Source organism: Streptomyces sp. NPDC007929 (genome assembly GCF_042959065.1).
Taxonomy (GTDB): Bacteria; Actinomycetota; Actinomycetes; order Streptomycetales; family Streptomycetaceae; genus Streptomyces.
This window is the reverse complement of record NZ_JBIBKD010000004.1, coordinates 21874-35041: the sequence shown is the minus strand read 5'-3', so window position 1 is coordinate 35041 and position 13168 is coordinate 21874. Positions and strand designations below refer to the sequence as shown.

General features: G+C 70.3%; 14 protein-coding genes. 10 read left to right on the top strand and 4 right to left on the bottom strand.

Translation table 11 applies throughout. The features are described 5' to 3' along the window. Positions 1 to 2 precede the first annotated feature (2 nt). From ACFZDE_RS13760 to ACFZDE_RS13745, 4 genes are all read right to left on the bottom strand, one after another. Entirely contained in the window at positions 3 to 701 is a 699-nt protein-coding gene (locus ACFZDE_RS13760; protein WP_391199979.1) for a hypothetical protein, read from the bottom strand. A gap of 18 nt (positions 702 to 719) precedes the next feature. Beyond that, complete coding sequence (locus ACFZDE_RS13755) at positions 720 to 1205, bottom strand: hypothetical protein (protein WP_020271124.1); 486 nt, start codon at positions 1203 to 1205, stop codon at positions 720 to 722. Continuing rightward, the gene (locus ACFZDE_RS13750; protein WP_391200493.1) at positions 1202 to 1744 is read right to left on the bottom strand and encodes a DUF4913 domain-containing protein; all 543 of its coding nucleotides are present in this window, start codon (positions 1742 to 1744) and stop codon (positions 1202 to 1204) included. The genes ACFZDE_RS13755 and ACFZDE_RS13750 overlap by 4 nt, the downstream gene beginning before the upstream one ends. Before the next feature lie 251 nt (positions 1745 to 1995). Then, on the bottom strand, positions 1996 to 2751 hold the full coding sequence (locus tag ACFZDE_RS13745; protein WP_391199978.1) for a DNA methyltransferase: 756 nt from the start codon (positions 2749 to 2751) through the stop codon (positions 1996 to 1998). Between the two features lie 513 nt (positions 2752 to 3264). Here ACFZDE_RS13745 and ACFZDE_RS13740 point away from each other — a divergent pair. The 10 genes from ACFZDE_RS13740 (at position 3265) to ACFZDE_RS13695 (ending at position 13026) form a co-directional block, all read left to right on the top strand. Beyond that, positions 3265 to 4395 (top strand): NlpC/P60 family protein, encoded by a 1131-nt coding sequence (locus tag ACFZDE_RS13740; protein ID WP_391199977.1) that lies wholly within the window; start codon positions 3265 to 3267, stop codon positions 4393 to 4395. 175 nt (positions 4396 to 4570) lie between these two features. Then, entirely contained in the window at positions 4571 to 4936 is a 366-nt protein-coding gene (locus tag ACFZDE_RS13735) for a hypothetical protein (RefSeq protein ID WP_391199976.1), read from the top strand. Between the two features lie 219 nt (positions 4937 to 5155). Then, the gene (locus tag ACFZDE_RS13730) at positions 5156 to 5470 is read left to right on the top strand and encodes a DUF6112 family protein (RefSeq protein ID WP_011031268.1); all 315 of its coding nucleotides are present in this window, start codon (positions 5156 to 5158) and stop codon (positions 5468 to 5470) included. Then, positions 5470 to 6162, top strand: a complete 693-nt coding sequence (locus tag ACFZDE_RS13725) for a hypothetical protein (RefSeq protein WP_391199975.1) — start codon at positions 5470 to 5472, stop codon at positions 6160 to 6162. Before ACFZDE_RS13730 ends, ACFZDE_RS13725 begins: the two co-directional genes overlap by 1 nt. Before the next feature lie 36 nt (positions 6163 to 6198). After that, positions 6199 to 7578 (top strand): ATP-binding protein, encoded by a 1380-nt coding sequence (locus tag ACFZDE_RS13720; protein WP_391199974.1) that lies wholly within the window; start codon positions 6199 to 6201, stop codon positions 7576 to 7578. Positions 7579 to 7659: 81 nt separating this feature from the next. Beyond that, a complete protein-coding gene (locus ACFZDE_RS13715; RefSeq protein ID WP_189722368.1) occupies positions 7660 to 9132 on the top strand; it encodes an SCO6880 family protein in 1473 nt (490 codons plus the stop codon). 100 nt (positions 9133 to 9232) lie between these two features. After that, a complete protein-coding gene (locus ACFZDE_RS13710; RefSeq protein ID WP_306688685.1) occupies positions 9233 to 9694 on the top strand; it encodes a DUF6238 family protein in 462 nt (153 codons plus the stop codon). Between the two features lie 28 nt (positions 9695 to 9722). Continuing rightward, complete coding sequence (locus ACFZDE_RS13705) at positions 9723 to 11237, top strand: VirB4 family type IV secretion system protein (protein WP_391199973.1); 1515 nt, start codon at positions 9723 to 9725, stop codon at positions 11235 to 11237. A gap of 14 nt (positions 11238 to 11251) precedes the next feature. Next, positions 11252 to 11824, top strand: coding sequence for a hypothetical protein (locus tag ACFZDE_RS13700; RefSeq protein ID WP_391199972.1), 573 nt, complete (start codon positions 11252 to 11254; stop codon positions 11822 to 11824). Between the two features lie 278 nt (positions 11825 to 12102). Next, complete coding sequence (locus tag ACFZDE_RS13695) at positions 12103 to 13026, top strand: hypothetical protein (protein WP_391199971.1); 924 nt, start codon at positions 12103 to 12105, stop codon at positions 13024 to 13026. The last annotated feature ends 142 nt before the right edge of the window (positions 13027 to 13168 follow it).

Sequence of the window (13168 nt, the reverse complement as noted above, 5' to 3'; positions counted from 1 at the left end):
GTTCAGCGCCGCTGCGCCGGAGTGGACGGCGATGTGCCGGGGCGAGCTGGGACCTTCGGCGTCTGCGTCGTGGGGGCCCGGCGGGCGGCGAACAGCGCGGCTCTTCCGGCGTCGGTGAGCGCGACCGGCTGGCCAGCGTGTACGGGGTGGCCGGTGTCCTGGGCGACTAGGCCGGCGTCCTCCAACCGCCGTAGCTTGGTGTGGGGGATGCGGGTGCCGGAGGCGGCTGCGACGGACATCCGGCCGGTCAGCAGGTGTTCGTAGAGCTTGGCGACGCCGGCGATGGCGAGCAGCGCCGCCGGGTCGTCAGTCGAGAGCTGCTGCGCGTCGGGCGCGACGGACGCTGCTGCGGCTCCGATGGGCTCCAGGGCGGCGAGCACATCCCGTGCAGCGGCGTCCCGCGCGTCGGCAGCCTCTTCCAACTGGTCCACGGTGCGGTCGATACGCGTGAACAGAGCGCCGTCGATGTCGAACTCGCCGCTGGACAGGCGGTTGAGGAGGCGCAGATGGAAGATGACGCCAGTCTGGGTCTTGGCCAGCTTCCGGTGCCGGTCCACCAGTTGGGCGTGCTGCTCGTCGAGGACGCCGCGGTCGCGGTAGGCCCACAGGGTGTCGATGTCGTGCCCGGTGGCGGCTTCGAGGCGATGGTCGAGAGGGGAGACCGCACGCCGGGAGGGTGTCGGCGCGGGTTCAGGGGGCATAGGCGACGCTCCGTGCGTTCAGCGGGTGGGATGGTGCGCGGGGTTCGGTGCGGGACGGGGCAGACCCGGTGGCGCAGTGGGCGGCGGACCGGGCCGGGGCACGGGCGCGCGGGCGGCCAGTTGCGGGGAACGGGAGCGTGCCGCGTGGGTGCGGGCGCTCAGCGGCCGGCGAGTCATGCCCAGACGGCGGCCGACCTCGTCGTAGACGTCGTTGCCCGCGCGCGGCCGGATCGCGACGACGTGGATCTCCTTGTGGTGGGCGGACTCCGCGGGCGCCGGCCGGACGGCGTAGACGACACGCCAGTCCTTGCGGGAGTCCACGAACAGCTTTCGACAGCCCTCCAGATCACCGTCGAGGCGCAGCCCGAAGCGCTGCGCGTTCACGACTTCCTGCAGGTAGGCAAGGGTGAGGTCGCGTATGTCGCTGGGGGCCTGGAGAAGATCGGTCAGCGCGCGCGGATCGAAGCTCAGTCCGAAGGCGGGCTGTCCCTGTCCCGCGGTCATGACGCCGGCTCGTCCTGGTCAGCGGCTTCCGCCGTGGCCGCCGTATCCGTCCGTACTGACGGCGGCGGGCCGGGCAGGAGACGGTGTGCGGGCCGGTCGGGAGAGGTCATGCAGGCCGACAGCGGGCCGCCGGGTGCGCGGATCGCCGCGACGGCGTGGGTGAGGAAGTCTCGGTGCCACACGAACAGGCCGGAGAGCCCGGCTTCGGGGTCCTTGTGCTGCTGGTAGGCGAGCCACAAGGCATGGAGCCAGGCCACGACGTCGTCGTGCTCCTGCCACTGCAGGCACCAGGGCGCCGCGGTGGTGACCTCCGCCCCGTAGACCGGGAGGAAGAAGTCGTCGACCCAGTCGGACAGGGCGTCGAGTTCGTCCTCGCGTTCCTCTCCGTCCAGTTCCAGGATCGGGCGGGGCTCCGGTGGAGCGGCGGCCGGCGGGCCGCCGAGTCCCGGCATGCCGAACGCGGCGGACAGTGATCCACTCGGCGACGGGGCGGACGCTAGGTGGTCGAGCTGCTGAGCCTGTTGCGCCGACTGCTCCATGAGCCGCCGCACGCTCGCCTCGATTCCCTCCAGCTGCGGATCCGGAATACGAATCGGCTCCGTCTCTCCATCGTCGGCAGGTTTTGCGGATTCGGGCATTGAGAAGTTCGGCCTCCTACGAGACGCGGAATGAGGGAAGTGCGGGGGCGCACTCTCGCGGCACCGTCGGCGGATTGCACGTTCCTCCGGCGGTATTCCGCCGACGGCTACGCCTGGGAGCTGGTCGCCTTGGCGACGGGCAAGGACGCGGCTCAGGCTGTGAGAACCACGTCGTCCTGCGTGAGGGTTGCGTGGATCGTCTCGGTGAGCCGGTCGGCCGCGATCGACGCGTAGTGCTCGGTCTTCTCCACGCCGATGAAGTCCCGGCCTTCCAGCAGGGCGGCCACGCCCGTGGAGCCGGAGCCGGCGCAGAAGTCGAGGACCGTGCCGCCCTCGGGGCTGATCTTGACCAGCTCGCGCATCACCTCGACCGGCTTCTGCGTGATGTGCTGGCGCTTCGCGCCAGAGGGCTGCGAAGCCGAGTACGTGCCAGGCAGATAGACGGGGTTGCGGGAGCCGTCGATCGGCCCCTTGCTGGCCCAGACGATGAACTCGCAGTTCTGGGTGAACCGGCCCTTCTGGGGCCTGGCCTGCGGCTTGTGCCAGGCCAGGACACCGCGCCACAGCCATCCGGCCGCCTGGATCGCGTCCGTCGTCGTCGGGAGCTGGCGCCAGTCGGTGAACAGCAGGGCCGTCCCGCCGGTCTTGGTGAGGCGGTGAGCCTCGGTCATGATCTGCGTCAGCCAGAACGAGTAGGACCTCTGGTCCATGTTCTCGCCGGTGAAGTCGGCAAGGTCGTTCTTGGAATCGGCGGAGGTGTACTTCTGCTTCGCGGAGCGCGTGGTGCGCTCCTTCGCGGTCCGCCCTCCGCTGTTGTACGGCGGGTCGGTGATGACAGAGTCGACGCAGCCGTCCGGAAGACCGGAGAGAACGGCCAGAGCGTCTCCCTGGTGAAAGGAAAAAGGCAAAGAGGAACCCCTATTCGGGTGCGGAAAGGCGGAGGGAAATAATCGCCTCGCTCAGGAGTCCTCGCGGGCCGGAAGTGGGCATGCAGAAGCCCAGGGCCGCAGACCGAGGAGGGCGAGGGGAGTCCAAAAACTGTAGAGGCGAAACCGCCGACGACCAAGAAGTGCCCTGTCGAGGTATCGGTTTCCGGCACCTCACGCCGACTTTTTGGTCAACCGCCGATCCGCGCCTACTGTTTTTGAACCGCCCGGCGCACACCGCCGCCGGCCACTCCCCTGCCACACCTCACGGAGGTACCCCTTGCCCCGGCACACCTAGCTCACGGTCCGGCCACGCGGAGCGAGCGGCAACTCGCCCCGCACCGGCCCGTCCCGATCGCCCACCCCGGCTGCCGCGCCCTTCCGAGACGCCTCGCGCACGCGGTACGCCGGACACCGCACCCCCAAGGACACGTTCATGATGTCTCGCTACCCACCCATGCCCGAAACCGCTGACCGGCGAGCGGTCCGCTCGGATTGAAGGGGCTCGCCGCCGGCATCGGCGTCGTCTTCCTGTCCCCGATCCTGATCGCCGGCACCGGCATGATGCTGGCCTCCTCGGCCGACGCCGTGCAGAGCAGCGGCTCCTTCAGCAGCTGCCTGAGCGACATCGACAGCGACAAGGTCGCCGAACAGGTCACCAAGATCCTCGACGGCGCCTCCGGCAAGGACGTGCACGTCGAGGGCCTGGACCTGCCCGCCGAGCAGGTCCCCAACGCCCAGACGATCGTGGCCGCCGGCCTCTCCCTCGATGTCCCCAAGAAGGGACAGATCATCGCGCTCGCCACGGCGATGCAGGAGAGCCGACTGCGCAACCTCGCCTACGGCGACCGCGACTCCCTCGGCCTCTTCCAGCAGCGCCCTTCCCAGGGCTGGGGCAGCGCCGAGCAGATCCGCGACCCCACCTACGCGAGCGAGCAGTTCTACAAGCACTTGCTCAAAGTGAGCGGGTGGCAGCAGATGACCGTCACCCAGGCCGCCCAAGCCGTGCAGAAGTCCGGCCTGCCAGACGCGTACGCGCAGTGGGAAGAGCTCGCCACCGCGCTGCAGGCCGCCATCGCCAAGACCTTCCCCGGCGGCGGTGACGCGGAGGGCAAGGGCACAGACCAGGACAAGAAGCCGTCGACCAGTACGACCGGCTGCGCGCCGGGCGAGGACGGTTCCGGCTTCGGCCGCATCCCCGAGGGGAGCGTCCCGAAGGGCTACTCGATCCCCAAGGACGCCCATCCGAGGGCCCGTAAGGCCATCACGTGGGCGATGCAGCAGCTCGGCACCCTCTACCAGTGGGGCGGCTCCTGCACGAACTCGCACGGGCCCGACCCCATGGGCCGCTGCGACTGCTCCAGCCTGATGCAGCAGGCGTACGCGCATGCCGGCGTAACGCTCACCCGCACCACGTACACGCAGGTCAACGAGGGCAATGCGGTCTCGCCCTCCCAACTTGAGCCCGGGGACCTGATCTTCAGCCGGGGCACCGCCGCACAGCCCGAGCATGTCGGCATGTACATGGGCAAGGGCCTCGTGATCGAGGCGCCGCGCACCACCAAGCCGGTCCGGATCACCCCGATCAAGGACTGGACGATCCTCGCCGCCCGCCGCGTCATCTGATCCCGAACAGCCCGCAGGCCCGCGAGCCGCCGTCACCAGGACCTCGCCGGCGGTCTGCCCGATAGCTGGGCTCGGTGGCCGACTCCCCATCTCTCTCGACCGCTTCGCCCGACGGCCGCCCAGCAGGACGAGCCGACGGCCCACTCCCTATCCCTCAACACCCCGGAGCATCCACGTGACAATCCACCCCCGCGTCCGGCGCGCCCTCGCGGCCAGCTCGATCGGCCTCGCAGTTGCGGTCAGCGGCCTAGCCAGCGCCTCCACAGCCCAGGCGTACGACACCGGCCACACGACGATCTCGTGCAAGGCGGTCAAGGTCCGCAAGGACCCTTCGAAGAAATCCACCGTCGTGGGCATCGCCTACCGGCACGACAAGGTCACCTATAACCAGTTCGCGTACAAGCACGCAGAGAAGACCTGGTACACCCGCGGCACGGTGACCCGGAAGTCCGACGGCAAGAAGATCCGCGGATACATGATCTACGACTGCGCCAACCCGTACGGGTCGAACCCGGCGCCGAAGCCGTCGATCCCGAAGTAGCACGCCCCGGCAGCCCTCCCTGGCCCCGAGCCGAAAAAGCGGCTTCGAAGCCGCGCCCCGGCCCTAGGAGTGGACTCTGCCCCGCCTCTGCCCGACGCCGGTCCGGGCGGGGCGCCGCCGCGGCCACTTCCGCGCTCCGAGCGCACCTCCCCCTCCGCTTTCCCCCTTTCCCGCCGGCCCTCGCCTGGCCCCGCGTATGCAAGGAGCCCTGCCACACCTATGTCCGTCCCTCTCGCAGACCGCGTCATCCAGCTCGCCTACGACCCAGGAATCTCACCCAAAGGCGGCGGACTGCCCGGGCTGAGTGTGCTGAAGAACGTCGTCAACAGCATCAACATGTTCGGGATCATCGCCGTCGTCGGCGCCCTCGCCGTCTCGCTCGGCGTCTGGGCCTGGGGTCACCACACCGGTGGTCACCAGGCCGAAGCCAACGGTAAGAAGGGCGCGGTCGTGGCCGCCGGCGCTGCCCTCGGGTTGGGTGCCGCGAACGGAATCGTGGCCTTCTTCTCCGGCCTGGGGTCGCAGGTCCACTGATGCGGAAACGATCCCCCTCCTTTTCGCTGTCCTCGTACGGCTCGGGCTGGTCGGCCAACCGGCGCATCGCGATCGTCACCTGCGTAGTCGCAGTCCTGCTCGCCATCGCCGGGATCGTCGCCCTGCTGACCGGCGGTGGGAACAGCCACCCGGCCCCGGGCACCGCCGCGCCCGCCCCGGCTGACAGCCCGTCCTCCACCGAGGCCGCCCCGAAGCCTTCCTCCGGATCCGGTTCGGTGCCCAAGCCTCCGCAGATCGCCGAGCCGGTCGCCTACGCCAAGGCGGCGGCCCGGATGTTGTGGTCGTACGACACCCGCGACACCAGCCGCGACCAGCAGCTCGCCGGAATGCGCGCCTGGATGACCACGGAGCCCAAGTACGCCGACTGGGCCTCGGTCTCCGGCCAGGTTCCCGATCCAGTGCTGTGGTCGCGGATGGCCGACCAGGACCAGCGCGCGACCGCCAGCGTCACCGAGGGCCACTACCCGTCCGCCTTCAAGGCGGCCCTGGCCGACGACCCGTCCGGGATCACCGAGGCGTACATCTACGTCGTCACCGTCGACGGCAAGCAGACGCTCAGTTGGAAGAAGGGTGGCGGAGGGGCCGAGGAACGGGCCGTGACACTCGCCGTCCAGTGCCGCCCGAACCACGACTGCACCCTGGCCGCCATCGCACCGAGCGTCACGCAGTGACCCGCGCCTGACATAAGAATGGAGGAGTAACTCCCCGTGGGTTTCTGTGATTTCCCCCTGGCAGACAAGCTGTGCGCCGTCGGTGACGCGGTCGACTTCGCCTCGGACCCCGCCAAGGCCATGGGCGACTGGATGGCGAAGTCCGCCGGTGAACTGGCAGCCGCCGCAGCCGAGCTGGCGGCCGTGGCAGTCAACACCACCACCAAGGTCGATCTGAACGCCGGGTGGTTCCTGGACAACTACGAGATGTTGCTGCCGCTTGGCCTGGTTCTGCTGGTCGCGACGTTCTGCGCGCAGCTGGTCCGAGCCGCCGTCAGGCGCGACGGACAAGCTCTGACACAAGCGTTCACCGGCACCATGTCGGGCGTCCTGTTCGCCTTCTGCGCCATCGCCCTGACCACGGTCGCCGTCGAAGTGGTCGACGCCCTGTCTGCCGGCCTGTTCAAGACAGCGAATCTGAACATCGAGTCGGCTGTGCGCCGCATCGTGAAGGTCGGCCAGATTCCGGGCCTGTCCGCACTGGGCTGGCTCGTGGCGGCAGTCGCCGGTCTCGGCGCCGCCATCGGCGCGTTCCTCTACTGGTGCGTGATGATGGTCCGCAAGGTCGGCATCCTCGTCATGGTCACCCTGGCCGTCTTCGCGTCCGCCGGCGGTGGCTGGGAGGTCGCGCGCCGCTGGCGCAGGGGCTGGATCGAAGCCACCGCCACGCTCGTCGTCTCCAAGCTGCTGATGACCGTGATCTTCGTGCTCGGTATCGCCGCCATGGGCAAGACTGAGGCCGGCGATGGTATCGCCGCTCTGGCCGACGTGATGTCCGGCATCGTGATCATGATTCTGGTGTTGCTGTGCCCGTACGCCGTCTTCAAGTTCGTGCACTGGGCAGCCGAAGGCACCGACGGCGAGTCCATCCACCGGGCCGGTGGCGCTGGGGCCCAGATGGCCAAGGCTCACGCCGAGAAGGCCGCCCGTAAGACCGCCGCCGCTGCGGCCACCGCCGGAACCGGTGGCGCTGCCGCCGGAGCAGGCGCCGCAGCGCTGGGCAGTGAGGCTGCTGCCGGAGGCGGTTTCCCTGGCGACATCGCCGCCGACCCGACCGGCGGAGGCGGCGAGGGCAAGGAGGGAGCGCAGAGCGGCGGAACGGGTGCCTCGCCCGGCGGCGACGCGGTCAAGTCCGGCTTGGAGAAGGCCGTCCAGCCCGCGCCGACGAGCGTGTCCGACGACACCAGCGGCCAGGTGGGCGGCAGCCCGGGGCCTGGCGGATCCGACGCGAGTGCCGCGTCTGGGCAGAGCGGCGGATGGCAGTCCACTCCGCCGACGACGACACCGCCGCCGCAGGGCGCACCCCTGTCCTCCGGCACGCAGAATGCCCCGTCGAGCGGGGCGAGCGGGCCCCCGCCGCCTCCGACCGGCCCCTGATTCCCTGACCGATCCCCGGGGGCGGGATGTGCACGCGCCCTCCCGCCCCCGGGTTCCACCCGCGCCTCCAGGACCCGCCCCTTGACTGATCTTTCCGTCGCCCCGGTCACGGTGAAGTTCCCGCACCGGAGCCGCCGCGGCATCCTCCTCGGCCTCTCCCTGCCCCAACTCGTACTCGTCTCCTGCATGCTGGCCCTGCTGCTGATGACGGTGATCTCCACCGGGCTGCTCGGCGCCGTCGCCCTGGCACCGCTGTGGGCGGCATCCGGGGCACTCGTCGCGATCCGCCGGCATGGCCGCTCCCTGATCGACTGGGCGCCGATTGTCACCCGGTATGCGCACCGTCGCCGCACCGGCCAGACCCTGTGGCTCGCTCGGCCCGTCACCCGTCCCCGGCAGGACGGCGTCCTCCATCTGCCCGGCACCGCCGCTTCCCTCAAGGTGGTCACCCCCGGCGACTCCGCCAACGGCGCCGCAGCCGTCCACGACCCGCACCAGCAGACCCTGACCGCCATCGCCCGCGTCACCAGCCGCGCCTTCGCCCTCCTCGACCCTGCCACCCAGAACCACAACGTGAGCAGTTGGGGACGCGCGCTCGCGGGCATCGCCCGCACCGGGCACGTCGCCACCGTGCAGGTGCTGGAACGCACCGTCCCCGACTCGGGCGACACCCTCACCCGCCACTGGACCCACAACGGGCAGCCCCAGACCCCCGTCGCCGGACAGATCTACTCCGAGCTGGTCTCCTCTGCCGGCCCTGCCGCCGCCCCGCACGAGACCTACCTCGCCATCTCCCTCGACCTCAAGGCCGCCCGGCGCCTGATCAACCAGGCAGGCGGAGGGCTGCCCGGGGCGTTCACCGTCATGAAGCAGACCACCGCGTCCATCGCGCAGGCCGCCCGCACCGCAGGGCTCCAGGTCACCGGCTGGCTGAGCGCGCGGGAAATCGCCGCCGTCATTCGCACCGCCTACGACCCGAAGGCCCTCGCCGCGCTCCAGCAGTGGTCCGAGACCGGCCGCGCCGAAGCCGACCCCGCAGCCGCCGGTCCCGTCGTGCAGTTCGAGGAGTACGACCGCCTCGCCACCGACAGCGCACGACACGCGACGTACTGGGTGGAGAACTGGCCGAGGACCGAGATGGGGGCCGGGTTCCTGCACGGGCTGATGTTCACGGCCGGCGTGCGCCGCAGCCTCTCCCTTATATACGTACCGCAGGGACTCGAGTCCGCACTGCGGGACGTCCAGCGCAAGAAGGCCGCGATCATCGCCGACGCCAACGAGCGCGCACGCCGCGGACAGGTCGACTCCGAAGAGGACTCCGTCGAGTACGCCGACGTCAAAACCCGCGAACGCCAGCTCATCGCCGGACACGCGGACGTCGCACTGACCGGCCTGGTCACCGTCACCGCCGAGACCGACGCCCTCCTGGACGCCGCCTGCGCACAGATCGAGACCCACGCCGTCACCTCCGGCGTCGACCTCCGACGGCTCAACTACCAGCAGCCCGACGCCTTCGCCCTCACCGCGCTCCCGCTCGCCCGCACCGCCCTGTGAACCAACGGCGCCCGTGCGCACCCCGACCCACCGCACTCCGGATCACCGCCGACGGGGCGCCCCTCACCACCCTGCCTACCGGCAGGAAGGACCACCACCTTTGACCTCTCCTACGCGCCCCGACGACGCGCACCCCTACCTCCGCGCCGCGAGCGCCGGCATCCGCCACCACGCCCGGACCCTAGCGCCGTCGGACGCGGACCCGCCCAAGCCCGGAGATCGTCTGCACCTTGACGTGCTGCACGCCCACCTCACCGCTCTGCTCCAGCTTCTGGACCGGCTCGCCGACAACACCCGGCCCCCTCACCCGGCCGCCGGACGTCACCTGGCAACCGCCCACACCAGGCTCTGGCAGGCCACCAGCGAAGTCCACGCCGCCTTCCACCTGCTGCCCGGCACACCCCAGGCCGACGCCGAGACAAGCGCCTGCCATCCAGAACGGCTCCCCGAGGGCCCGCCCGTGCTGACGATCTGCCAACGCCACCTCACCGCCGGACACGTAGTCCGCCGCAAAACCACCCCCACCGACCTCCGCCCGCACACCACGGCCTGCGTGCGATGAGCACCACCCGCAGAATCGAGGGCCCCCGATGAGCCACCGGCCCGCCCGTCGCGCCCGCCGCGCGTCCGCCAGCCCACTGTTCACCCCCCACGGCACCGACCGCGCCAGCCGCAAGGCCGCCCGCCGCCAGCTCGCCGAGGCCACCGCCAAAGCCCGCGCCGAAGCCAGCGCCCACCAGAGCGAAAGCACGCCCGCCGAGCACCAGATGCCCGCCCCGCTCTACCCACCGAGCGGACGCCCCGGGCCCGCCTCCTCTCGCAACAACCGGCTGAAACTTCCCGCCCACCGCATGACCACCGCCGTCGCGGCCGGCGCCTATCCCTTCCTCGCCGAAGGCGGACTCGGCGCCGAGGGCATCTACATCGGCCGCGACGTCCACGCCGAAGCATCATTCGTCTTCGACCCATTCGCTCTGTACGGCAACGTCGAGGGATTCACCAACCCCAACCTGTTGCTCGCCGGCGTGATCGGCCAGGGCAAGAGCGCCCTCGCCAAGTCCTTCGCGCTGCGATCGGTCGCCTTCGGATACCGCGTCTACGTCCCGTGCGACCCAAAGGGCGAGTGGACTCCGGTGGCGGAAGCCCTCGGCGGCCGGTCCGTCGCCCTCGGTCCCGGACTGCCGGGTCGCCTGAACCCTCTGGACGCGGCCCCGCGCCCGGAGAGCGTGGCCGAGGCCGACTGGGTCGGCGAGATCCGCAAGCGGCGCCTGCTCCTGCTCGGCTCCCTTGCCCGCACCATCCTGGGCCGGGACCTGATGCCCATGGAGCACACCGCCCTGGACGTCGCCCTCGACGCCGTCGTCACCCGCGCCGCCGACACGCACCGCACCCCGCTCCTCGGCGACGTCGCCGCCGCCCTCAACAACCCCCACGAGCTCGACGAGACAGCCGGGATGATGTCGGGCCAACTCGGCGACGCAGCACGAGACTTGGCCCACGCCATGCGGCGCCTGGTCCACGGCGACCTGGCCGGCATGTTCGACGCCCCCTCCACCGTCGCATTCGATCCGAACGCGCCGATGCTCACCATCGACCTGTCCCGCCTGGGCGGCTCCGGGGACGACACCGCCCTCGTCCTGGCGATGACCTGCGCGAGCGCCTGGATGGAATCCGCCCTCTCCGATCCCAGCGGCGGCCGGCGCTGGATCGTGTACGACGAGGCATGGCGCCTGATGCGGCACGTCGGCCTGCTCCAGCGGATGCAGGCCCAGTGGAAGCTCAGCCGCGGCCTCGGCATCGCCAACCTCATGGTGATCCACCGGCTGTCCGACCTGCTCACCGCCGGCGACGCCGGATCACAAGGCCGCGCCCTGGCCGAGGGACTCCTCGCCGACTGCAGCACCCGGATCATCTACCGCCAGGAAACCGACCAGCTCCACGCCGCAGCCTCCCTGCTCGGCCTGACCTCCGTCGAGATGGACGCCATCGCGCACCTCAACCGAGGGCGTGGCCTGTGGAAAGTCGCAGGTCGAAGCTTCATTGTTCAGCACCTCCTGCACAGCCACGAACTGGCGCTCTTCGACACCGACGCCCGTATGCACTGAGGACCAAGAGGCCCGTGAAGCCCGACTTCCAACGCGCCTTGATACCGAGCTACGAGGTGCTCCAGCTTATCGGCGCACTCAACGCGATGAAGGACGAACTGCTCAACGCTGCCCAGCAGTGGGAGCTGCTGGACGAGAACGGACACGTACCGGACACACCTTCCTACACCGCGCTGCTCCAGCACGCCACCGACGCACAGGACCTCTCCCGCGATGTCCTCCGGCTCACTGCTGACTTCGCCAGGAGCCCACACCACACCACCCGCGCCGGCAGCACCGTTCTGAAGCATCTCGGCACGGCGGCGACCATGTCGAGCCACGCAGCCCCGCACTTCACCGAGTCTGCGGAGTGTGCCCTGGCCCTGCCCCGGTCTGCCAACCCGACCGACCGGCACTACCTCGCGAATCGCATGGTCATCGACCACGCCTCAGCCCGCGCCTTCCTGCGGCGCACCTCGGAATCCCTTCGTGACGCGGCCAAGGAACTCGACGACCACCTCGGCTTCCAACGCTTCCTCGCGACGCTCACCCGTCAGGAAGTCCCGCCGGCACCTCGGCCACCCAGGCCGGGCGATCGCCACCGCTGACCGCGCCTGCCCTGAAACCCGATCCACCCACATCCCAAGGAATGCTCTGAACCGCCCCGCTCATTTCAGCGACGCCGACTGGGCCGAATACCAGCAGTGCCAGGCCGAGCACGGCGACCTCATGGCGCAGGTCGCCGAACGTGAAGCCCAGCTGGAACACGACCTGATCACCGCCTACGACGAGTACGAACTCGACTCCAGTCCGGTTCCGAAGCCAGAAGCCGACCTCGCTCGCCGAACGCCTCCGTCACACCGACCGGCGTCCCGCAGGAGAATCCGTGGCCGCTAACGAGGCGAACGCTACGGACGCCCGCGCGGCTCCGATCGCGCCGCTTCCCGACTACCGCGACGTGAACATGCCGTGGTGGCAGGAACTGTGGCGCCGCCATGCGCACATCACCACGCCGCTGCGAGCGCGCGGACTTCCATGCGACATCGAGTTCGGCCTCAGCGCCTACATCGTGCGCGTCTCGCTCCCCGACGACAGCTACCTGATCATCAGTCCGCCGCAGGAACCGTCCTCCGACCGCCCGCCCGGAGACCCCGAGGGCTGGATCGCGACCCGCGAGCACCCCGACGACCAGACGCTGTTCGAGGTCCTCTACGACTCTGCCCCCTCCGACGACCCCGGCGCTCGCCGGCGGTCCGAAGCCCGCCACGGCGGCAGCGCCCAACCCCTGATTGAGGCGATCGACCTCCGCCTCGCCCAGCTCGGACTGCTACCGCACCCCGTTCTGCCCCACGAAAGCCCCCACGTGCACCCGGCCCAACCGACGCCCATGCCCCCGTCCCGGGACACCCCCGGCGCACCAGACCGCGGCCCCACCTACGTCTACGGCGACGCGCTGCGCGATCTGACCGACCGGCTCAACGCAGCCGAGTCGCACGCGGATGCCGCTGCCCTTTTGCATCAGATCCTTGAACCCACCGACGGCCTGCTGGCACAGCTCGGCGAGTTCTTCGAAGCAGCCGGCGAGAAAGCCAAGGAAGCCGAGGAGGACGACGGCTTCGACCTGTCCTACGACCTCGCCGACGCCGCTGCCGAGATCCGCAGCCTCGGAGAGGTCCTGCATGTGGCCGAGGACCGGATGCGGGCCCTCACCCCGCTCGCACCCGCACCGCGGCTGCCCTCCACCCCGGCTCGTGCACCGTCCCTTCCGCCGCGAGCCCTCCCGTCGGCTCCGCCGCGGCACACGCGCTGACGCCGCACCGCCGCCGCACTCCCCTTCCCACCGCCTACGGGGACAGAGGTCGCGCACTTCGCGTCCACGGCGTGGTCCAGCAGCTCACGGCCAAGGGCATCAGTGTGAACCTCCGCCACTCGGCGCCCACGACCAGCGCGGC